The organism is Rhodococcus aerolatus, assembly GCF_054783215.1.
Genome location: NZ_BAAGQZ010000013.1, coordinates 67,360 through 87,082, shown reverse-complemented (window position 1 = coordinate 87,082; position 19,723 = coordinate 67,360). Strand labels below are relative to the sequence as shown.

The following is a 19,723-nucleotide window of genomic DNA, read 5'->3' as shown; positions in this document are numbered from 1 at the left end:
CCGGCGCACCCCCGACCCCGCCGGGATGCACGTCCTCGTCACCGGGGCGGCCAGCGGGATGGGCCGGGCGGTCGCCGAGCAGCTCGGCGCGGCGGGTGCCCGGCTGCACCTGACCGACCGGGACGTCGCCGGGCTCGAGGCCACCCGCGACGCGGTCGTGGCCGCCGGCGGCCGGGTCGAGACCACGCACCCGGCGGACGTGGCCGACCCGGCGCAGGTCGCCGCCCTCGCCGCCGCGGTGCACGGGCGGGTCGAGGCCGTCGACGCGGTGATGAACGTGGCCGGCATCGCCACCTGGGGCCGGGTGGAGGACCTCACCCTCGAGCTGTGGCGCGGGGTGGTCGAGGTCGACCTGATGGGCCCGATCCACGTCATCGACGCCTTCGTCCCGGCCATGATCCGCGCCGGGCGGCGCGGCCACCTGGTCAACGTCTCCTCCGCGGCCGGGCTCGTCGGCCTGCCCTGGCACGCCCCCTACAGCGCCGCCAAGTTCGGCCTGCGGGGCGTCTCGGAGGTGCTGCGCTTCGACCTCGCCCGCCACGGCATCGCCGTCACCCTGGTGTGCCCCGGCGCGGTGCGGACCCCGATCACGGGCTCGGTCACCGTCGCTGGGGTGGACACCTCCAGCGACGGGTTCCGCCGGCTGCGGGCGCGGTTCGAGCGCAGCGCGGTCTCCGCGGAGACGGCGGCCGAGCGCATCGTGGCCGGCATGCTCGCGCGCCGGTACCTGGTGTTCACCTCGCCCGACACCCGGGCGCTGCACGCGCTGCAGCGCCACCTGCCGTCGGTCTACGCCCTGGCCATGGACCGGGTGAACCGCTCGGTCGACCGCGCCGCCCGGAGCTGGCGGTGAGCACGCCGCGGGTGCGCCCGGGCCGCCTCGGCGAGGTCGGCGTGGTCGCCTGGCTGATGTCGCGGGCCGGTGGCCGGCTGGCGGGCACGGCGCCGATGACGCTGTTCCTCACCCTGGGCAGGCACAAGCGGCTGTTCCGCGGCTGGCTCGCCTTCGCCGCGCTGCTCATGCCCGGCGGTCGGCTGCCCCGGGCGGAGAGCGAGCTGGTGATCCTGCGCGTGGCCCACCTGCGCGGCTCGGCCTACGAGCGGGCCCAGCACGAGCGCATCGGCCGGGGCGCGGGGCTCACGGCCGCCGAGGTGGAGCGGACCACGGCCGGGCCCGACGCCGCGGGCTGGACCCCCCGGCAGGCCGCGCTGCTCGCCGCGGTGGACCAGCTCGTGCTCGACCGCGACGTCGACGACGCGGCGTGGTCGCGGCTGCGCGAGCACCTCGACGAGCGGGAGTGCGTGGAGCTGGTGCTGCTGGCCGGGCACTACGACATGCTCGCCGCCGCCATCACGACGCTGCGGGTGCAGCGCGAGGAGCCCCGCTGAGCGCCGGTCCCGGCCACCCCGACGGCGCGTCGCTGCCGCCCCGGCACACCGCGCTGGAGGACGCGGCCGCGCTGCTGACCGGGTCGTTCCTCGTGGCCTGGGGGGTGGTGCTGCTGCACTCGGTGCGCGGGGCGTCCGGCGGCGTGGCGGGCCTGGCGTTCCTGCTCGCCTACGTCAGCCCGGTCCCGCTCGGGGTGGCGCTGGTGGTGCTCAACGTGCCGTTCGCCTGGCTGGCGGTGCGCCGGCTGGGGTGAGAGTTCACCGGCAAGACCGCGGTCGCGCTGACCCTGGTGGCCGTGCTCTCCACGTGGCTCTCCCGGGTGGTCGCGGTGTCGATGCCGCTGGTGCTGGCCACCGCGTTCGCCGGGCTGAGCCTGGGGCTGGGCTTCATCGTGCTGTTCCGCCACCGCGGCAGCGGCGGCGGGTTCGCCGGTGGTGGCGCTGCACCTGCAGGAGCAGCGCGGCTGGCGGGCGGGGTGGACGCAGCTCGCGTTCGACCTGGTGGTGCTGACCGTCTCGGCGTTCGTGGTCGACGGGCCGGTGCTGCTGGCGTCCGTCCTCGGCGCGGCGGTGCTCAACGTGACCATCGCGATGAACCACCGGCCGGGCCGCTACCTGGCGCGCTGAGGTCGCACCCTCACGCGGGGCCGCGGACCTGGGCCAGCAGCAGCTCGCGCACCCGGTCCCACGCCGGGTCCGCGCGGTCGACGACGCCCGCGTGGCCGACACCGGGCAGTCCGACCAGCCGGGCGGGGTCACCCGCGGCCCGGGCGCGGGCGACGTAGCTGCTGGACTGGACGGGGGAGACGACCAGGTCGGCGGAGCCATGCACGGCGGTGACGGGCACGCCCACGGGCAGCGCGTCGACCGGCGAGGCGACGGCGTACCGCTGCGGCCACTCGTCGCGGGTGCCGCCGAGGAAGCCGCGGACGAAGCGGTCCTTGCCGCGCTCCACCGCCAGGGCCAGGTCGAGCACGCCCGCGACGGTCAGCGCCGAGCGGACCTCGACCAGCGGGCCGCTGCCGGGCGCGCCCGCCGGCAGCCGTCCCCGCCCGGCGACCCAGGCGGCCAGGTGCCCGCCGGCGGAGTGGCCCGCGACGTGCACGTCGGCGGTGTCCAGCGCCAGGCCGGTGCGCCCGGGCAGCCCGGCGACGGCGTCCACGGCGGCGGCCACGTCGGTCAGCGTGGTGGGCCAACCGCCCCCGCCCCCGACGCGCCGGTACTCCACGTTCCACACGGCCACCCCGTGCGAGGCCAGGTCCACCGCCAACGGGGACAGGTAGGTCAGGTCGGTGGGCATGGTCCACCCCCCGCCGTGGACGAGCACCACGACGGGCAGCCGGCCCGGCACGCCCTGCGGGACGACGAGGTCACCGACGGTGCTGGCGGTCGGCGGGCCGTCGGGCGGCGCGTAGGGCAGCCGCAGCGGGGTCGCGACCGGGTGGGGCCCGGAGGGGTCGCCGGACGGGGTGGGCCCGGGGCTGGCGAACCGCGCGGCGACGTCGGTCACCTCCTCCCGCAGACCGGCCGCGGAGCAGCCGGCCACGGCCGCACCGGCACCGAGCAGGCCCGTGAGCAGCGTGCGCCGCCGCACCGCCCGCGGGCTCACCGGCCGGGGTGGGCGCGGTCGAAGTGCGAGACCAGGGCGAAGCGGTCGGAGCGCAGGTGGGTGGTGCGCGTCTCGACGGTGCGCCCGCCCACGCACCCGGTGCGGTCGACGCGCAGCAGCGGCTGCTCCCCGGCGCCCAGCAGCTCGCGCAGCTCGGGCGTGGCCAGGCTCGCGGTGATGCGTTCCTGGCCGGAGCTCAGCTGCGTCCCGCACCGCTGCGCCAGCTCGTCGTACAGGGCGGCGCGGGTGAAGTCGGCGTCGAGCAGCGGGGCGGCGACGTCGTGGGGGAGGTAGACCACGTCGTGGGCCAGCGGCTCGTCGTCGGCGTGGCGCACCCGCTCCAGGACGACGAGCGGCGCGTCCGGCGGCAGGTGCAGCAGCGCCGCGGCGTCCGGGTCGGTGGTCGTGCCCAGCCGCAGGACGGTGCTGGCCTGCGTCATGCCGCGGTCCTCGACGGCCCGGAACAGGCTGTAGAGCGTCCCGAGGGACTGCTCCACGTCGGGCCCGACGACCCGGGTGCCGCGGCCGCGGGTGGACTCGAGGGTGCCGGCGGTGCGCAGGCGGCGCAGCGCCTCCCGGACGGTGTGCCGGGAGACGTCGTAGGCCTCGCGCAACTCGGTCTCCGTGGGGAACCCGGTCGCGAAGGCCCCGGCGTCGATCCGACGGGTCAGGTCGGCCTCGACCTGCGCCCACAGCGGGAGGGGGGAGCGGCGGTCCACCGGTCGCGGGGGGTGCGAGGCGGGCACGGAGCTCCTCCGGGGTGCGCGGGGCGGGACGTCGCCCATCCTGCCCCACCCCGGCCGCCCGGCCCCCGACGCGGCACCCCCCGGCCGCGGGCCGCGGCACCCACCGGGGTCAGGGCGTCAGGAGCACCTTGACGCAGCCGTCCTGCTTCTTCTGGAACATCTCGTACGCCGACGGTGCCTGGGACATGGGCAGCCGGTGGGTGGCGAAGTCGTCCACGCCGAGGGGGTCGGCGTCGACCAGCAGCGGGAGGATCTCCGGCACCCAGCGCAGCACGTTGGCCTGGCCCATGCGCAGCTGGAGCTGCTTGTCGAACATCGTGATCATGGGCAGCGGGTCGGCCGCGCCGCCGTAGACGCCGATCACCGAGATGGTGCCGCCGCGGCGGACGATGTCGATCGCGCTGAGCAGGGCGCCGAGCCGGTCCACGCCGGCCACCTTGAGCAGGGGAGCCGCGAGCGCGTCCGGCAGGTAGGACACGGCGGTCTGGGCGGCCTTGGCGACGGGGGAGCCGTGGGCCTCCATGCCGACCGCGTCGATGACGGCGTCCGCGCCGCGGCCGTCGGTGAGGTCGCGGACGGCCTCGCCGAGGCGGTCACCGACCTCGGTCAGGTCGACCACCTCGATGCCGCGGGCCCGCATCCGGGCGAGCCGCTCGGGGACGCGGTCGATGCCGATGACCCGCAGCCCCTGGTGAGCGGCGATGCGGCAGGCCATGTCGCCGATGGGGCCCAGGCCTTGCACGGCCAGCGTCCCGCCGGCGGGGGTGTCGGCGTAGACGACGGACTGCCAGGCGGTGGGCAGCACGTCGGAGAGGTACACGAAGCGGTCGTCCGGCGGCCCCTCGGGGACCGTGATGTGGGTGGTCTGCGCCTGCGGCACCCGCAGGTACTCGGCCTGCCCGCCGGGGACCTGGCCGTAGAGCTTGGAGAAGCCGAACAGGGCTGCGCCCGTGCCCTGCTCGCGCACCTGGGTGGTCTCGCACTGGGTGAACAGACCGCGCTCGCACATCCAGCAGTGTCCACAGGAGATCTGGAACGGCACCACCACCCGGTCGCCGGGCCTCAGGCCGGTGACGTCACGGCCGACCTCCTCCACCACGCCCATGGGCTCGTGGCCCAGGATGTCGCCCTGACCCATGAACGCGCCCAGCGTCTCGTAGAGGTGCAGGTCGGACCCGCAGATGTTGGTGGTCGTGATCTTCACGATCGCGTCCGTCGGCTCGATGATCTCGGGGTCGGGGACGGTCTCGACCCGGACGTCCCGCTTGCCCTGCCACGTCACTGCTCGCACCGGGTGCGCTCCTCGCGTCGGTCGTGCGGGGACACCGGGCACACCCCGGCGTCGGGCCCCAGCGGACATGATCTTGGTCCGCGGCGCCACTCGAGCACGGTCCGGCCGACCGCGGTCGGAGCCCCCGTCAGGGCAGGCCGGTGGTCAGCTCGACGTCGTCGTCGGTGACCAGTGCCCGGGACGTCGGCACGGGGTCCGTCCGGGGCATCGCCGTCTGTGAACGGGACCTCGCGTCCTGGGTGCAGTAATCACACACGGATCAGCTGCTGCGGCCGGGCACCGGGAAGAAGAACGGCACCCGCTGCTGGTAGTCCCGGTACCCGGGCCGGTCCTCCATGCGCGCCTCGGTGCGCTTCGCGCCGGTGGCGAACATCAGCAGGTAGGACATCAGCGCCGGCGCGGGCAGCGTCCACGCCGCCGGGGCGGACGCGGCGGCCGCGAGGTAGGCGCCGTCCCAGACGATCGAGTCACCCAGGTAGTTCGGGTGCCGCGACAGCCCCCACAGCCCGGTGTCGAGGACGTCGGGCTTGTCGCCGTCGAAGTCGCTGTCGTCCGCGGCCGTGAACGCGCGCTTCTGCCGGTCGGCCACCGCCTCCACCACGGCGCCGCCGACCATGATCACGATCCCGGCGGGCGCGAGCCAGCGTCGGCCCGACCGGGGCAGGGCCGAGGCGGCCGCCAGCTGCACCGGCAGGGACACCACCAGCTGCGAGACACCCTGGGTGAGGAACACCTTGGCCAGCACCTTCGGGGTCGGGTCCCCGTCGAGGAACTCGGTGTAGCGCGGGTCCTCGGAGTCGCTGCCGCGCAACCGCCCCAGCATCTGCTTCTCCAGCCGTGCGGCCCAGCCGGTGGCCGCTGCGGCCAGCGTCCAGCGGCGCCACGGGTCGCCGCGGCCCACCAGCGCCCCGGTCACGGCGACGGCCGCCAGCCCCGGGCCCCACACGGCGTCGGCGTAGTCGCGGCGGCCGCTGCGCAGCGCGAGCACGGCCGTGCCGGCCTGCGCCGCGGTCACCACCGCTGCGGAGGCGGCCGCGACGGTGCGGAGGTTGTCGAGGTCGAGCCCCGGCGCGGCGCGGCGGGCACGGCGGCGCATCCCGGCCATCAGCGCAGCCCGTCCCGGACCTCGGCGAGCGCCTCGTCGACCCCCACGGCCGGGGTCCACCCCCACGCGCGGGCGCGGTCGGCGAGCAGGGTGCCGGTCCACGCCGGTCCGTCCTGCCACACCGGCTCGACACCCAGTGCGTCCGTGACGGTCTCGACGTAGGACCGCATGCGGTCCGGGGGCGCGGCCACCGTCACCGCGGTGGTGCCGCCGGCGACCGGGCCCTGCTCGGGATCGGTGCCCGCCGCGACCTCGCCGGTGGCCACGGCGGCGGCCAGGGCCGCCAGGTCGTCGACGTGCACCCAGGCGAAGGTCTGCTCCGGCACCGCGGCACGGGCCTGCTCGTCCTCCCGTATGGCGTTGGGTCGCAGCGTGTTCCACACCGACGTGTCACCGGGGCCGAGGATCATCGGCGGGCGCAGCAGCACGGTGGTCAGCCCGTCGACCGCGGCCAGGGCCGCCTCCGCGTCGCGCTTGGTCACGGGGTAGTCGCCGGCGTCGTCCGCGACCAGCGGGCCCGACTCGTCGACGTCGCCCGTGTCCGGGGTCCGCTGGTACACCGCGGCCGTGGACACGTGGACGAACCGCTCCACGCCGGCCGCGGCCGCCGCCCGGGCCAGGCCGGCGGTCGCCTCGACCCCCACCCGGTGCTGGGTCTCCCGGTCGCTGCCCATCGGGTGCACGGTGGTGACCACGCCCTGCGCCCCCGCCACGGCGGTGGCCGCGAGGCCCGCGTCGGCGACGTCGCCCACGAGCTCCTGCACCCCGGGCAGCGCAGGCGCGGTGCCCGCGCGGCGGACCACGGCACGGACGGCGGCCCCCCGCTCGGCCAGGGCGGCGCACACCCGGGCGCCGACGAGACCGTTGGCGCCGGTGACGACGACCACGGGCGCGGACGGGTCGGAGGTGGACGGGACGGCAGCGGGGGAGGTCACCGCCCCACCCTGGACCGCGGCGCGCGGTCGCGCAGCGCCGCCCGGCTCAGCGGGCCGCTGCCGCCTGCTCGAGCGTCGTCAGCCCGAGCAGCGCGAGGGAGGCGTCCCACGCCCGGGCAGCGTCGGCCTCGCCGCGCAGCCGTCCGTAGAGGGCCTGCTCCGCCGGTGCCCCGCCCAGGTGACCGGGACCGCGGGGCCCGACGAAGCGCCCGCCGTCCAGCGCCGGGTCCGTGGCCGCGACCAGCGCGGGCAGCGCCGCGGACTCGACGGTGCCGACGAGCAGGCCGCGGGCGGCGAGCGCGCTGATCACGCGGCGCCCCACCGTCGGCCGGCTGCGCCCGACCTCGGGGCGGGCGTCGAGCAGCGTGGTGGGGGCGACGCCGGGGTGGGCGAGGTTGCTGGTGATGCCCCAGCCGGCGGCGCGGCTGCGTCGGTCGAGCTCGAGGCCGAACAGGCCCTGCAGGATCTTCGACGAGCCGTAGGCGCGCATGCCGTCGTAGCCGCGCTGCCAGTCGAGGTCCTCCCACCGCACCGCGTTCCGGCTCGCCGCCACGCTGACCTGCGACACCACCCGGGCCCGGCCGGCCACGAGCAGCGGCAGCAGCGCGCCCACGAGGGCGGCGTGGCCCAGGTGGTTGGTGCCCAGCTGCAGCTCGTGGCCGTCGGCGGTGGTCTGCCGCTGCGGCGGGGTCATGACGCCGGCGTTGTTGACGAGGATGCCGACGGGGGTGCCCTCCTCGCGCAGCGCCGCGCCCAGGGCGGCGACCGAGGCGAGGGACGCCAGGTCGAGCTCCCGCAAGGACACCGCCGCGCCGGGCACCGCGGCCCGGACGAGGTCGAGGGCCGCGGCGCCCTTCGCGGGGTTGCGGACGGGCAGGACCACCTCGGCGCCCGCGGCGGCGAGCCGGGTGGCGACGTGACGGCCCAGGCCGTCGCTGGCGCCGGTGACGACGGCGCGGGTGCCGGTGAGGTCGGGGACGGTGACGGCGGTCGGGGTGCGGGCCACGGGGTGCTCCTCGCGAGGTGGTGGTGGGGTCGTCCCCAGCGTCGGGGCAGCCCCCGGGCGGAGCCAGGGCCCACGGGTCCGAGGCTCGCGGGGCCGGGCCGGGGCTCAGCGGGGGATCAGCAGGTCCTCCCCCGCGCGGCCGCACCGCGGTAGGAAGGGCGGCAGACGGCGGTGAGGAGGACACGTGGAGATCGACCGCAGCGGGCTGGCGGACTTCCTGCGCCACTGCCGGGAGTCCCTGCAGCCGGCCGACGTCGGGCTGCCCCGCGGCCAGCGGCGGCGGACGAGCGGGCTGCGCCGCGAGGAGGTGGCGGCGCTCGCCCACATGTCCACCGACTACTACGCCCGCCTCGAGCGGCAGCGGGGTCCGCAGCCGTCGGTGGGCATGGTGGCCTCGATCGCCCAGGGCCTGCACCTGTCGCTGGACCAGCGCGACCACCTCTACCGGCTCGCGGGCCACCACCCGCCGCCGCGGGGCGCGGAGAGCCGCCACGTCAGCCCCGGCCTGCAGCGCATCCTCGACCGGCTCGACGACACCCCGGCCGAGGTCGTCACCGAGCTGGGGGAGACGTTGCGGCAGACCCGGCTGGGGGTGGCGCTGCTCGGTGACGCCCGGGCGCGCAGCGGGCCGGCGCGCAGCCTGGGGTACCGCTGGTTCACCGACCCGTCGTCCCGCGACCGCTACCACCCGGACGACCACGAGCACCTGTCCCGCACGTGGGCCTCGGGGCTGCGCAGCGTGGTCGCGGTGCGCGGCAGCGGGTCCCGGGCCGCCCGGATGGCCGAGGACCTGCAGGGGCGCAGCGAGGAGTTCCGCCGGCTGTGGGCACGCCACGAGGTCGGGCTGCGGCCGCGGGAGGGCAAGCGCCTCGTCCACCCCGACGTCGGGGTGCTGGAGCTGCAGTGCCAGGTGCTGCACGACGCGGAGCAGTCCCACGCGCTGCTCGTCTACACCGCCGTGCCGGGCAGCGAGAGCCAGGAGAAGCTGGAGCTGCTGTCCGTGCTGAGCCCCGGCTGAGGTGTGACGGGCCGGTCACCGCGGTCGGCGCCGCCACTGCCTGCGCTGCGGGCGGCGGCCGTGCGTGCCACCGTCACGGCATGGAGATCACCCCCGACTCACCCCTCGTCCAGCGGTTCGTGGACGCCCTGCACTCCGTCGACTCCGACCGGAGCACCGACGCGATGACCGCCCTGGTGGCCGACGACGCCCCGGTGCGCAGCATCGACGGGCGCGGCACCCGGCAGGGCCCCGACGGCATCGACGCCCTCTTCACCCAGTACCTCGAGCAGTTCGAGGAGGTCAGCACCACCTTCACCCGGGTCACCGAGACCGGGGACCGCGCCGCCCTGGAGTGGAGCAGCGACGTGCGCCTGAAGGGCGGGCAGTCCGCGTCGTACACCGGGGTGACGATCATCGAGTTCTCCGACGACGCCGTCACCGACTTCACCACCGTCTACGACTCCGGCGCGCTGCTGCACCCCGAGGCGGGCACCCACGCCCGCTCCGACGCCGACTAGCCGGCGCCGAGGAGGGGCCCGCACCACCGCGTCGTTGCCGGGCGACCCGCCACCGGGGAGGCTCGACGCCCGGACGGTGGGCCCGCGCACGGTGGGCGCGCGCACGGTGAGCCCACGGGCGAGGAGGCACGGGTGGACGCGGACGTGATCGTGGTGGGCGCCGGGCTGGCGGGCCTGGTGGCCACGGCCGAGCTGGCCGACGCGGGACGGCGGGTGCTGCTGCTCGACCAGCAGCCCGAGCAGGACCTGGGCGGTCAGGCGTTCTGGTCCCTGGGTGGGCTGTTCATGGTCGACACCCCCGAGCAGCGCCGCATGCGCATCCGCGACAGCGCCGCGCTCGCCCGGCAGGACTGGTGGGGCACCGCAGGCTTCGACCGCGACCCCGACGACCCCGCGGGCGAGGACCACTGGGGTGCGCGGTGGGCGCAGGCCTACCTGGACTTCGCCGCGGGGGAGATGCGGGACTGGCTGCACGCCCAGGGGGTGCGGTGGGTCCCCATCGTCGGGTGGGCCGAGCGCGGGGGCCACCTCGCCGACGGTCACGGCAACTCCGTGCCCCGGTTCCACCTCACCTGGGGCACCGGGCCGGGGGTGCTGGCCCCGTTCGAGCGGCGGGTCCGGGCCGCGCAGGCCGCCGGGCTGGTGGAGCTGCGGTTCCGGCACCGGGTCGACGAGCTGGTGGTCCGCGACGGGGTGGTGACCGGGGTGTCCGGCGCGGTCCTCGAGCCCAGCGACGCCGAGCGGGGTGCTCCCAGCCCGCACACCGAGGTGGGCACCTTCTCCCACCACGCCCCGGCCGTGCTGGTGGCGGCGGGCGGGCTCGGCGGCAACCACGACCTGGTCCGCGCCGCGTGGCCGGCCCGGCTGGGTCCGCCCCCGGCCACCATGCTCTCGGGGGTGCCCGAGCACGTCGACGGCCGCATGCTGGGCATCACCGAGGCCGCGGGCGGGCGCGTCGTCAACGCCGACCGGATGTGGCACTACACCGAGGGCGTCATAAATCACGACCCGATCTGGGCCGACCACGGCATCCGGATCATCCCCGGGCCGTCGTCGCTGTGGTTCGACGCCCGCGGGCGCCGCTTCCCCGCCCCGAACTTCCCCGGCCACGACACCCTGGGCACGTTGCAGGCCATCCAGGACACGGGGTTCGACCACTCCTGGTTCGTGCTCACCCAGAAGATCATCGAGAAGGAGTTCGCGCTGTCGGGCTCCGAGCAGAACCCCGACATCACCGGCAAGGACCTGCGGCTCACCCTCGGGCGGGTCCGGCCCGGCGCGGCAGCCCCGGTCGAGGCCTTCAAGGACCGGGGCGAGGACTTCGTCGTCGCCGACACCCTCGCCGAGCTCGTCGCGGGGATGAACGCGCTCACGCCGGAGCCGCTGCTCGACGAGGCGACGATCCGCCGGCAGGTCGAGGCGCGGGACCGCGAGCTGGGCAACACGTTCAGCAAGGACCTGCAGGTCACCGCGATCCACAACTCGCGGCGCTCGCTGGGGGAGAAGCTGGCCCGCACGGCCGCGCCCCACCGCATCCTGGACCCGGCCACGGGCCCGCTGATCGCGGTCAAGCTCCACGTCATCACCCGGAAGACGTTGGGCGGCCTGCAGACCGACCTCGACGGCCGGGTGCTCGGCACGGACGGCGCGCCCGTCGGCGGGCTGTGGGCCGCGGGGGAGATCGCGGGCTTCGGTGGCGGTGGCGTGCACGGCTACCGCTCGCTGGAGGGCACCTTCCTCGGCGGGTGCCTGTTCAGCGGACGTCAGGCCGGCCGGGCGCTGGCCCGGGCTCCGCAGGCGTGACGAGGCCCGTCGACGCAGGCGTGACGAGGCCCCACCGACGACGCGGTCGTCGGCGGGGCCTCCTCGGTGCTCAGAGCTTCTTGGTGATCTTGCGGGTGCCGGTGACGAGCAGGGCGATGACGATGCCCACGGCCGCCGCCAGCAGCAGGTAGACGCCGAGGGCCAGCGTCGGGAGGGTGAACGTCAGGAACTCCGGCGTCACGTCCTCCCCGTTCTGCACGATGAAGATGACCAGCAGGATGGTCAGGACGGCGCCGACGACGAGCCCGGCGGTGGCGGCAGCGCCGCGCCCGGTCTTCTGCTTCTTCGCCGGGGTGCTGCTGCCGGTGCGGGCGGCGGGGTCCGTGCTGGGGGTGGTGTTCTCGGCCATGGTGTTTCTCCTCCGGTGAGTGGTGGTGGTTCGCGGTCGGGGTCGGTCAGCGGCGGCGCAGCAGGCGCCGGCGCCGGGTGGGGGCGGGCTCGTCCTCGACGGGGGCGGCGACGTCGTCGAGGGTGTCGGCCAGGTGGTGCAGGACCCCGGCGTCGGTGCGGTGGCGCAGGACGTCCGCGGTCTTGTGCAGGGTCCCCGTGCGGTCGGGGCGGGCCCGCTTCCCGGCGAACCGGCCGACGCGCCGCAGCAGCCGGGTGCCGCGGGTGCGGTGGCCGCGGTGGTCCTCGAGCCGGTCCGCGGTGCGGGTGGCGGCGCGGGCGAGCAGCGGCAGGGCGAGGGCGAAGACCAGCCAGACGCGGACGCGTCGGCTCAGCAGGACCCACATGGTGGTGCTCCGTTCGGGGTGGGGCGGATCAGCGGGTGGGGGTGGGGTCGGCGGCCACGGCGGAGGCCGACCCGTCGGAGGTGTCCTGCGGCAGGGCGCGTCCCCCGCTGAACAGGCCCTTGTGGACACCGGCGGCGAGTGCGGCACCGACCAGCGGGAGGAGCAGGAAGAGCCACACCTGGCCGAGGGCGTCGCCGCGGGCGACGAGGGCGGACCCGAGCGACCGGGCCGGGTTGACCGAGGTGGAGTCGACGCCGATGGTCGCGAGGTGGATCACCACGAGGGTGAGCCCGATCGGGATGCCGGCGAACGCGGTCTGCGCGGTCCGGTCGGTGGCGGCCAGGACGACGAAGACGAGCAGGAACGTCCCGACGACCTCGACGAGGGCGGCCGCGCCGAGGCCGAAGCCCAGGGGCGACTGCGCACCCCAGCCGTTGGTCCCCAGGCCGTCGACGGCCAGGTCGTAGCCCGGGCGGCCGGTGGCGACGGCGTAGACGATGCCCGCGCCGGCCAGGCCCCCGACGAGCTGGGCGACGACGTAGCCGACCGCGTCACGGGGGCTCAGGCGCCCGGCCAGGGCGACGCCGAGGGTGACGGCGGGGTTGACGTGGCAGCCCGAGATGGGTCCGATGGCGTAGGCGAGGGCCAGCAGCGTCAGCCCGAACGCGAGGGCGACGCCGACGGTGCCCACGGTGTCCCCGGCGAGGACGGCGGTGCCGACCCCACCGATGACGAGGATCGCGGTGCCGAGGAGCTCGGCGAGGTAGGTGCGGGCGGAGGCGTTCACCGGGCCACCTCCCGACGGCTCCAGAGGGTGACACCGGCGGCGGCGAGGGCGATCTGGAGGATGTGCTGGATCCAGTTGATGCCGTCGGTGTGGTTGACCCCGAGCAGTGCTGCGATCGCGGTGCCGGCGAGGGCAGCGGCGATGCCGATGCCGATGGTGGCGCCGACGCCGATGGCCTGCCGCCCGGGCAGGACGAGCCTGCCGAGGGCGCCGACGATGCCACCGAACAGCACGGCCGTGAGGATGGCGGTGAACACGGTTCCTGTCTTCCTGCGCCGCAGCGGTGCTGCGGGCACGGGTGATCACGGTCCGGGACGGTGTCCGGGACCGTGGTACGGGTGGGAGGGGGTTGCGGCCCGCGGGTGGTCAGCGCGGCCGCCGGCCCCGGGCTCACCCCGGCCGCGGTGTGCGGCCGGGGGAGCGGGGGTGGAGCGGGACTAGCTGAGCTTGTCCTTGATGTTCTCGCCGGTCTTCTTGGCCGACGCCTCGTGCTGGTCGGCCTTGCCCTCGGCCTTGAGGTCGGCGTTGTCGGTCTTGTCGCCGACGACCTCCTTGGCCTTGCCCAGGGCGTCCTCGGCGGCGTTCTTGGCCTTGTCCACGAAGCTCATGGTGGATCTCCTTCGATCTCGGGTCGGTCCCGGAGGGGCGTGCCCCGCGGGTGGCGGCGTGTTCCGCGCCGTCAGTGAGTAGGTCGGGTCCGGGCGGGGGAACCGCACGGTCGGGTCCGGTGATCCGGCTCACGCCAGGACCGGTCGGGCCCTGGGGGTCTCAGCTGAGCTTGTCCTTGATGTTCTCGCCGGTCTTCTTGGCCGACGCCTCGTGCTGGTCGGCCTTGCCCTCGGCCTCGAGGTCGTGGTTGTCGGTCTTGTCGCCGACGACCTCCTTGGCCTTGCCCAGGGCGTCCTCGGCGGCGTTCTTGGCCTTGTCCACGAAGCTCATGGTGGTTCTCCTCGTCATCGGTGTGGGGGGTGGTCCGGACCCGGTGGGGACCGGTGCGCGCGGAGGCCCGCGCGGGTCTGTGGGGTGTCGCCTCAGGCGGCCGAGGGGGACGGGGTGCGCAGCCGCTCGAGGCGGTCGAGCAGCGCGGCGAGGGAGGTCTCGAAGTCGGACTCGTCGTGGTCGGCGAGCAGCGCGCGGTCCACCGGGTCGTCCCCGGCCGTCGCGACGTCGCGCCCCGGGGAGCCGGGGACCCCCACCTCGAGCAGGAGGTGCCCGAGCAGGAAGCTCGTCGTCGCCCGGTAGCCGGCGACGGCGGCGTCGTCGTCGAACCCGTGCGCGGTGAACGCGGCCAGCAGGCGACGCGTCCAGACGCCCTCGCGCAACGGCGCTCTCATGCCGGGCTCCACCGTGGGCTCGCTCGCCACCAGCGGGAAGGCCAACGGGTGCTGCAGGGCCATCCGACGCACCCCCCGGGCGAGGCGCTCCACGAAGTCCCGCCAGCCCCTGCCCGCCTGGGTGCTCACCTCGGGGTCGTCGTCGAGGTCGGAGAGCAGGTCGTCGGCGATCCCGCCGAGCAGGTCCGCCTTGCCGGAGACGTGGTGGTAGAGCGACATGGCCTCGACCCCGAGCTCGCTGGCGAGCCGGCGCATGGTCAGCGTCCGCACCCCCGACCGGTCGACCAGCCGGACGGCGGCCGCCATGATCTCCGCGCGGTCGAGGCCGCCGCGGGACCCGTCGCTGTCGGTCACGCCCCGCTCCTCCTCCGGTGGTCCCGCCCGCGGGTGCGGGAGGTCGTGACCCACGCTCAGTAGGTGAACATTGGATTACTACGGTGTAAGGAAGCACAGCGTGACCGGCCGGGCAACACGATCACCGCGCCGGCACCGCCGAGGGGTGCACCGGTGTCTCGTCCCCCGGCTGGGGGCGTCGTCGCCACCTAGGGTCACGCCCATGGCCACGTCACTCGCCCGCTCGACCCTCGACTCCGCCGCGTCCACCGCGGAGGACGCGCTCGACGCGGTGCAGGACCTGTCCGAGACGGTGGGCCGTCACCCCGGTCGCGTCCTGGTCGGGCTGCTGGTCGGGTCGGCGGTGGCGTGGCTGGTCGCGCTCGCCGTCGCCGCCCGCGTCCAGCGCTCCCGGGAGCAGGAGCAGGAGCAGGAGCAGGAGCAGGAGGAGGGGGCCGGCGCCGAGGACGAGGGCTCGACCGGGAGCTGACCGGCCCGCTCGCCACCGTCGGTCGACGACCTGTCGTGCTGTAGGTTCGCTGAACACCCGTACACCGAATGGGGGTCGGCGATGAGTCCCGAGCTGCTCGTCCCCGCACTGCCCGAGCTGGTCGCCGCCTCCGAGCGGCTGGCGGCCGAGCCCGGCCTGACCGAGCAGGCGCGGGCATGGCAGCTCAGCCTGCCCGCCGTGCGCACCCGGCTCGAGCGCGAGGCCGCCGCGCTGGCCTCGCCCCGGGTCTGGCCGGACACGGTGGGCTCGTTGGTCAGCACCGCGTGGCGGGTCCTCGGCGCCGCCGCCCCCGAGGCCCCGCTGACCCTGCTCACCCTGGGCGCGGCCAGCGTGGGTCTGCCCATCGCGCCGCCCGACGCCGGGGCGGGTGCCATCCGGCGGGCGCAGAAGGTGGTGCGCGCCGGGGGTCCGGCCTACGTCAAGCTCGGCCAGTTCATCGCCTCCTCGGACGGGCTGCTGCCTGCGGAGTGGGTCGAGGCGTTCGCGTGGTGCCGGGACGACGCGCCCCCGCTGCGCCCCGGGGTCGCCGAGGCCGTCGTCACCGCCGAGCTGGGACCCGCTGCGGTCGAGCTGGACCCGGAGCCGCTCGCCGCCGGGTCGATCGGCCAGGTCCACACCGGACGGCTCCCCGACGGGCGCCGGGTGGCGGTCAAGGTGCGACGGCCCGGGCTGCGCCGCGCGTTCCGTCGCGACGTCGAGACGCTCGCCCTGATCACGGCCACGGCCGACCGGTTGCTGCCCGCCGTGCAGTCGGCCAACCTGCGCGGCTTCGTCCGGCTGTTCGCCGAGCTCTCGCTGCAGGAGCTCGACTTCCGGCTCGAGGCGTGGAACAGCGTGGAGGCGGCCGCGGTGCTCGACCACGCCGGGATCGACGCGGTGCAGGTGCCGCTGCCCATCCCCGGGATGGTGACCCCGCGGGTGCTCGTCATGCCGTTCGTCGAGGGCGTCACCTACGACAAGGCCGCCGCCCACCTCGGGTCGGCGCTCGACGGCCGCGAGCTGCTGCGCACGGCGATCCACGCCGTCCTGCTGAGCACCCTGGTCTACGGGGTGTCCCACGGCGACCTGCACGCGGGCAACGTCCTCGTGCCTGGGCCCGGCCGGTTCAACCTCCTCGACTACGGCATCACCAGCCGGCTGACCGCCGCGCAGCGCGAGTCGCTGGTGCGCTTCCTCGTCGGGTTCGCCACCGGCGACGCGGCGGAGCAGGTCGCCGGGCTGACGGCGTTCGGGGCCTTCGACGCCTCGGGGGACCGCGAGCGTCTCGAGGCCGAGCTGCAGGTCGAGGTGGACGCGCTGGCCCGCCGCGACGGCGGGGCGATCACCTTCGACCGGCTCGGCACCACCCTGGGCCGGCTGCTGCAGGTGTTCGCCCGCAACGGGTTCGTCATGCCCACCGAGCTGGTGCTGTTCTTCAAGAACCTGCTCTACCTCGGCTCGTTCGCCCGCGGCGTCGCCCCCGAGGCCGACCTGTTCGCCGAGGTGACCGCGGTCATCGGCGAGGTCGTCGCCGCCCACCCCGGCCTGCTGCCCGCCGACTCCTAGGCCGGCGGTCAGGCGGCGGGGCTCAGCGTGCCCCGCCCACGAGGGCCATCAGCTCACCGACCGACCGGCCGTCGGCGAGTCCCAGCGCGGTGCCTGCCACCTGCTCGGCCACGGCGTCATCCAGCCGTCCGGCGACGTTGGCCCGGAACTTGGCGGTCAGCTCGTCGGAGGTGAGCGGGTTGCCCGGTCCGCCGCGGTTGGCGTCGACGCGGACCTCGTGGCGGCGGCCGTCGGCGGTGAGCCCCCTGACGCCCGAGGCCCGCCTGCTGTGCTGAGGGCGGGCGATCTCGGCGCACCGTGCCGCTACGCGTGGCGTTCTCGGGTGCCGGCGTCCGGACGGGTCATGCCGTCAGGGTCACCGAGATCGCGTTCTGACGAGGGCCGGACGACGAACGCGCCCGGCCCGGCCGCAACCCCGCTGACCGAGGTGCTGACGCCACCCGAGCCCCCCGGGCACGTCCGTGGGCCGTGCCGGGGACGTCGTGCGCGACGCCGTCCCTCAGACCAGCCCGAGCTGGGTCATCATGGACAGCTGGTCGGTGCTGCCCCACCGCTCGACCAGCAGCCCGTCCTCGAAGCGGCCGATCTGCACGCCGCGCATGGTGAACGACTTGCCGGTGGCGGCGTGGCCCTGCAGCGGTCCCTGGTGGGTGCCGGTGACCGTGTAGGCGAACGCGACGTCGTCGTCGGTCGCGGTGAGGTGCTCCACCTCGATGTGCAGGTCGGGGAACGCGGTGCGCAGCTCGGCGAACATGTCCTGGAAGCCCTCCGCCCCCGGTCCCTGGTTCGGCGCCGGGTCGTGGTCGACCTGGCCCGGGCCGACGAGAGCGGCGAGCTGGTCGAGGTTCCCGCTGTTCACCGCGGCCCCGAATGCTTCCTGGGCGGCGATGTTCTGACTCTTGCTCATGGGTGCTCCTGGTGCGGTCGGGGGTGGGAATGTCGACGCTAGGAGCAGGACCCGGCCCACCGCAGAACGAATGGCCACCACTCCATCGCACACGACCAACCGGCGGTCGTGCTCCCCGGCGCCCAGTGCGTCCCTCCGGGGGCTGTGCGCGACGCGGGGCCGCAGGGCGGCGATCCGGGCCACGTCGAGGGTCACGGGGGGAGCGCGTCCCTGTGCCCAGGACACCAGCTCGGGGTGTGCTGGTCTGTCGATGGAGGGTGTCAGGTGCCGGTGCGGTAGAACTCTGTCTCGCGGTCACAGGCCTGCGGTGTGGCGAGTTGGCTGCGCTTCGGGCGGGGCGCGTCGGCCTCGCGAGGGTGCGTTTGACGGTTGCACAACGTGTGACGGAGGTAGGCGGCAAGCTCGAGTGGACCGCTCAGGAGCGACTCGTCGTGGGCCCCGTGGGGATCGAACCCACAACCCGCGGATTAAAAGTCCCCGAGACCCTGCAGCGCAGGGGGTTCCGAGTCTCGCGACCTGCGTCGACGGTGTGTGTTGGTGGGTGTCGGGGTGTGCTGCTGGTGGTGGGTGTGTGCCACAAATGTGCCCCACCGCGGTGGCGTGACGTGGCGCTGACGGCCGGCTCGCTGCCGGCTGGTGGGCGGGTGGTGGCGCCGCCCTGACCGGTCGTGACGAAGGCCCGTCCTTGCCGGGACGGGCCTTCGGAACCACGACGCGAGTGTCCGCTCGCGTGACCTGCTCGATCCCGAGAGGGGACCTGGCGTGCCTGCCACGTTCCAGGGTAGCGGCTGCCCTGACACCGTTGAAGACCATTATTCGAACCGCCCGGAAACTGCCTCGACGTTCTTGCGGGTCGGTGCTGCCCGGTCGGGGTTGCGACGCGAGCTGCCCGCCGACGCGTGGTGCGGTCTGGCGTGCTGGTGGTCCGCGGAGCGGTGGGTCGACCACGTGCGTCGGGTGTACCTGCGGCACTACGTGCTGCTGCGCCCCGCCCTGGTCGCCGCCACCGGGGGTGGGGTGTCCCTCGAGGCCGTCCTCGCCGTCGCCGCGACCCACGCCGGGGTGGCCGACTTCCGGACGGGGCGCAGCTCCCGGCCCCGGGTCGGTGCGACCGGGTCCGCGACGGGCCTGGTGGCGGCGGCGGGGGTGGGGCGTCGCACGGTCAGTCGGGTGCGGACGTTCCTGCGTCTGGCCGGGCTCGCCACCGAGGTCGCGCCCGGCCGGTCCCGGTCTCTCGTGGAACGGATGAGCTCCTGGCGCCTCGGCGACCGGGCCCGCGGGTGGACCGCGGTGTACGCGCTGCACCCCAGCCGCACCCACCCCGTCGACGACTCAACTGGTCTGGCAGCGACAGGTGGGGGAGCGAGGACGGTTGTCGTTGCTGCGCAGTGCTCGACGGGTGGCACCCCACCACGCAGTGGTTCTCTTGGTCTTCACACCCTGGATGGCACCGGGGTTTCTACCCGCGGCAGGACACGAAGAAGCGCTCCCTGGGCACGACGGACACGACGGCGGGTGGACTCCGAGGGCTACGCCCTCGCCGCCGCCTGGCGGAACCACCCCCGCGCCCCCCGCTGGGCCCGCATGGTGTCGGCTGCGGCCTGGTCGGGGTTGCTCGCCCTGCCCGCCCGCCACGGGTGGACCGCGGCGGACCTCAACGAGCTCCTCAACACGCACCTGAGGGCCGGCCGGGTCATACCCCCACGGCCCGACCGGCCAGTCGGGTTCCTGTCCTGGCTGCTCACCCGCACCGACCTCACCACCCGGCCCACCCTCGCGTTGGATGCCCACCGCGCCGCGGACTACACCCTCGCGCAACAACGCAAGGCCGAGCAGGCCCAGCACCGCCAGGACGCCCCCGCCATCAGGGCCGCCGCCCGAGCCGCCCTCAACGGGCCCGGACACGCCGCCGCCCGCGCGGTCATCGACGGCGTCGGACACCGACGGCGCGAACGTCGAAACCGGTGATCTCATGTCTCGTCGGTTTGAGAGCCGAGTAGGTCGTTTCAACTACGCGAACATGGATCACCTCCCGCCCGGCTCCCCGCAGCGCAGTCCGTGGTGCCGGCGAGCAGCAGTGTGCGGCTCCAGGAGTCGTCTCGGCAGACCCAGTCACACATCAGACGCCCGCGGGCCATCACGCTGGTGG

The 19,723-nt window shown here is 75.4% G+C and carries 23 protein-coding genes, 1 tRNA gene and 2 pseudogenes; 10 read left to right on the top strand and 16 right to left on the bottom strand.

Annotated elements, in window-relative coordinates:
• Window positions 1-25 precede the first annotated feature (25 nt).
• The 4 genes and pseudogenes from ACYVOF_RS06365 to ACYVOF_RS06350 all read left to right on the top strand — a co-directional run.
• Entirely contained in the window at window positions 26-853 is an 828-nt protein-coding gene (locus ACYVOF_RS06365) for an SDR family oxidoreductase (protein WP_460865010.1), read from the top strand.
• Complete coding sequence (locus tag ACYVOF_RS06360; protein ID WP_460864822.1) at window positions 850-1,389, top strand: carboxymuconolactone decarboxylase family protein; 540 nt, start codon at window positions 850-852, stop codon at window positions 1,387-1,389. Before ACYVOF_RS06365 ends, ACYVOF_RS06360 begins: the two co-directional genes overlap by 4 nt.
• Window positions 1,299-1,643 carry a YitT family protein gene (locus ACYVOF_RS06355; RefSeq protein WP_460864820.1) on the top strand — a complete coding sequence of 115 codons (345 nt, stop codon included), beginning with the start codon at window positions 1,299-1,301 and terminating at the stop codon, window positions 1,641-1,643. The genes ACYVOF_RS06360 and ACYVOF_RS06355 overlap by 91 nt, the downstream gene beginning before the upstream one ends.
• Window positions 1,644-1,779: 136 nt before the next feature.
• Window positions 1,780-2,016, top strand: a pseudogene (locus ACYVOF_RS06350) (hypothetical protein); the annotation flags it as partial.
• Window positions 2,017-2,026: 10 nt separating this feature from the next.
• On the opposite strand, the gene ACYVOF_RS06345 reads toward ACYVOF_RS06350, so the two are convergent.
• From ACYVOF_RS06345 to ACYVOF_RS06320, 6 genes are all read right to left on the bottom strand, one after another.
• Window positions 2,027-2,998, bottom strand: a complete 972-nt coding sequence (locus ACYVOF_RS06345; protein WP_460864818.1) for an alpha/beta hydrolase — start codon at window positions 2,996-2,998, stop codon at window positions 2,027-2,029.
• On the bottom strand, window positions 2,995-3,744 hold the full coding sequence (locus ACYVOF_RS06340) for a GntR family transcriptional regulator (RefSeq protein ID WP_460864816.1): 750 nt from the start codon (window positions 3,742-3,744) through the stop codon (window positions 2,995-2,997). The genes ACYVOF_RS06345 and ACYVOF_RS06340 overlap by 4 nt, the downstream gene beginning before the upstream one ends.
• Before the next feature lie 109 nt (window positions 3,745-3,853).
• Window positions 3,854-5,035, bottom strand: coding sequence for a zinc-dependent alcohol dehydrogenase (locus ACYVOF_RS06335; protein WP_460864814.1), 1,182 nt, complete (start codon window positions 5,033-5,035; stop codon window positions 3,854-3,856).
• Between the two features lie 259 nt (window positions 5,036-5,294).
• Window positions 5,295-6,140 (bottom strand): DUF1295 domain-containing protein, encoded by an 846-nt coding sequence (locus tag ACYVOF_RS06330; protein ID WP_460864812.1) that lies wholly within the window; start codon window positions 6,138-6,140, stop codon window positions 5,295-5,297.
• Complete coding sequence (locus tag ACYVOF_RS06325) at window positions 6,140-7,075, bottom strand: NAD-dependent epimerase/dehydratase family protein (RefSeq protein ID WP_460864810.1); 936 nt, start codon at window positions 7,073-7,075, stop codon at window positions 6,140-6,142. The genes ACYVOF_RS06330 and ACYVOF_RS06325 overlap by 1 nt, the downstream gene beginning before the upstream one ends.
• A 46-nt stretch (window positions 7,076-7,121) precedes the next feature.
• Window positions 7,122-8,081, bottom strand: a complete 960-nt coding sequence (locus ACYVOF_RS06320; protein WP_460864808.1) for an SDR family oxidoreductase — start codon at window positions 8,079-8,081, stop codon at window positions 7,122-7,124.
• Window positions 8,082-8,265: 184 nt separating this feature from the next.
• Between ACYVOF_RS06320 and ACYVOF_RS06315 the strand changes: the two genes are divergently transcribed.
• From ACYVOF_RS06315 to ACYVOF_RS06305, 3 genes are all read left to right on the top strand, one after another.
• The gene (locus ACYVOF_RS06315; RefSeq protein WP_460864806.1) at window positions 8,266-9,099 is read left to right on the top strand and encodes a helix-turn-helix transcriptional regulator; all 834 of its coding nucleotides are present in this window, start codon (window positions 8,266-8,268) and stop codon (window positions 9,097-9,099) included.
• An 80-nt stretch (window positions 9,100-9,179) separates the two neighbouring features.
• The gene (locus ACYVOF_RS06310) at window positions 9,180-9,599 is read left to right on the top strand and encodes a nuclear transport factor 2 family protein (protein WP_460864804.1); all 420 of its coding nucleotides are present in this window, start codon (window positions 9,180-9,182) and stop codon (window positions 9,597-9,599) included.
• Between the two features lie 132 nt (window positions 9,600-9,731).
• Window positions 9,732-11,402, top strand: a complete 1,671-nt coding sequence (locus tag ACYVOF_RS06305; RefSeq protein WP_460864802.1) for an FAD-binding dehydrogenase — start codon at window positions 9,732-9,734, stop codon at window positions 11,400-11,402.
• A gap of 70 nt (window positions 11,403-11,472) precedes the next feature.
• On the opposite strand, the gene ACYVOF_RS06300 is transcribed toward ACYVOF_RS06305, so the two are convergent.
• The 7 genes from ACYVOF_RS06300 to ACYVOF_RS06270 form a co-directional block, all read right to left on the bottom strand.
• Complete coding sequence (locus tag ACYVOF_RS06300) at window positions 11,473-11,772, bottom strand: LapA family protein (RefSeq protein WP_460864800.1); 300 nt, start codon at window positions 11,770-11,772, stop codon at window positions 11,473-11,475.
• A gap of 46 nt (window positions 11,773-11,818) precedes the next feature.
• Window positions 11,819-12,157 (bottom strand): hypothetical protein, encoded by a 339-nt coding sequence (locus ACYVOF_RS06295; RefSeq protein WP_460864798.1) that lies wholly within the window; start codon window positions 12,155-12,157, stop codon window positions 11,819-11,821.
• Window positions 12,158-12,185: 28 nt separating this feature from the next.
• Window positions 12,186-12,944, bottom strand: coding sequence for an aquaporin (locus tag ACYVOF_RS06290; protein ID WP_460864797.1), 759 nt, complete (start codon window positions 12,942-12,944; stop codon window positions 12,186-12,188).
• The gene (locus tag ACYVOF_RS06285; protein WP_460864796.1) at window positions 12,941-13,240 is read right to left on the bottom strand and encodes a GlsB/YeaQ/YmgE family stress response membrane protein; all 300 of its coding nucleotides are present in this window, start codon (window positions 13,238-13,240) and stop codon (window positions 12,941-12,943) included. Before ACYVOF_RS06285 ends, ACYVOF_RS06290 begins: the two co-directional genes overlap by 4 nt.
• A gap of 141 nt (window positions 13,241-13,381) precedes the next feature.
• Window positions 13,382-13,552, bottom strand: a complete 171-nt coding sequence (locus tag ACYVOF_RS06280) for a CsbD family protein (protein ID WP_460864794.1) — start codon at window positions 13,550-13,552, stop codon at window positions 13,382-13,384.
• 160 nt (window positions 13,553-13,712) lie between these two features.
• Window positions 13,713-13,883, bottom strand: coding sequence for a CsbD family protein (locus ACYVOF_RS06275; RefSeq protein WP_460864793.1), 171 nt, complete (start codon window positions 13,881-13,883; stop codon window positions 13,713-13,715).
• Window positions 13,884-13,975: 92 nt separating this feature from the next.
• Window positions 13,976-14,632, bottom strand: a complete 657-nt coding sequence (locus ACYVOF_RS06270; protein ID WP_460864791.1) for a TetR/AcrR family transcriptional regulator — start codon at window positions 14,630-14,632, stop codon at window positions 13,976-13,978.
• A 202-nt stretch (window positions 14,633-14,834) separates the two neighbouring features.
• Between ACYVOF_RS06270 and ACYVOF_RS06265 the strand changes: the two genes are divergently transcribed.
• Window positions 14,835-15,101, top strand: coding sequence for a hypothetical protein (locus ACYVOF_RS06265; protein WP_460864790.1), 267 nt, complete (start codon window positions 14,835-14,837; stop codon window positions 15,099-15,101).
• An 81-nt stretch (window positions 15,102-15,182) separates the two neighbouring features.
• A complete protein-coding gene (locus tag ACYVOF_RS06260) occupies window positions 15,183-16,667 on the top strand; it encodes an ABC1 kinase family protein (protein ID WP_460864788.1) in 1,485 nt (494 codons plus the stop codon).
• A 112-nt stretch (window positions 16,668-16,779) separates the two neighbouring features.
• Here the strand turns inward: ACYVOF_RS06260 and ACYVOF_RS06255 are convergent.
• The 3 genes and pseudogenes from ACYVOF_RS06255 to ACYVOF_RS06245 form a co-directional block, all read right to left on the bottom strand.
• Window positions 16,780-16,953: pseudogene (locus tag ACYVOF_RS06255) on the bottom strand (MmgE/PrpD family protein); the annotation flags it as partial.
• A 213-nt stretch (window positions 16,954-17,166) separates the two neighbouring features.
• Window positions 17,167-17,574 carry an ester cyclase gene (locus ACYVOF_RS06250; RefSeq protein WP_460864786.1) on the bottom strand — a complete coding sequence of 136 codons (408 nt, stop codon included), beginning with the start codon at window positions 17,572-17,574 and terminating at the stop codon, window positions 17,167-17,169.
• A 432-nt stretch (window positions 17,575-18,006) separates the two neighbouring features.
• Window positions 18,007-18,078: transfer RNA gene (locus ACYVOF_RS06245), tRNA-Lys, on the bottom strand.
• A 1,011-nt stretch (window positions 18,079-19,089) separates the two neighbouring features.
• Between ACYVOF_RS06245 and ACYVOF_RS06240 the strand changes: the two genes are divergently transcribed.
• A complete protein-coding gene (locus ACYVOF_RS06240; protein ID WP_460864784.1) occupies window positions 19,090-19,542 on the top strand; it encodes a hypothetical protein in 453 nt (150 codons plus the stop codon).
• Window positions 19,543-19,723 lie beyond the last annotated feature (181 nt).

Coding starts and splice junctions, on each gene's coding strand:
- ACYVOF_RS06365 (WP_460865010.1), top strand. CDS start 26: ATGCACGTCCTCGTCACCGGGGCGGCCAGCGGGATGGGCCGGGCGGTC.
- ACYVOF_RS06330 (WP_460864812.1), bottom strand. CDS start 6,140: ATGGCCGGGATGCGCCGCCGTGCCCGCCGCGCCGCGCCGGGGCTCGAC.
- ACYVOF_RS06310 (WP_460864804.1), top strand. CDS start 9,180: ATGGAGATCACCCCCGACTCACCCCTCGTCCAGCGGTTCGTGGACGCC.
- ACYVOF_RS06300 (WP_460864800.1), bottom strand. CDS start 11,772: ATGGCCGAGAACACCACCCCCAGCACGGACCCCGCCGCCCGCACCGGC.
- ACYVOF_RS06295 (WP_460864798.1), bottom strand. CDS start 12,157: ATGTGGGTCCTGCTGAGCCGACGCGTCCGCGTCTGGCTGGTCTTCGCC.
- ACYVOF_RS06280 (WP_460864794.1), bottom strand. CDS start 13,552: ATGAGCTTCGTGGACAAGGCCAAGAACGCCGCCGAGGACGCCCTGGGC.
- ACYVOF_RS06275 (WP_460864793.1), bottom strand. CDS start 13,883: ATGAGCTTCGTGGACAAGGCCAAGAACGCCGCCGAGGACGCCCTGGGC.
- ACYVOF_RS06265 (WP_460864790.1), top strand. CDS start 14,835: ATGGCCACGTCACTCGCCCGCTCGACCCTCGACTCCGCCGCGTCCACC.
- ACYVOF_RS06260 (WP_460864788.1), top strand. CDS start 15,183: ATGAGTCCCGAGCTGCTCGTCCCCGCACTGCCCGAGCTGGTCGCCGCC.
- ACYVOF_RS06250 (WP_460864786.1), bottom strand. CDS start 17,574: ATGAGCAAGAGTCAGAACATCGCCGCCCAGGAAGCATTCGGGGCCGCG.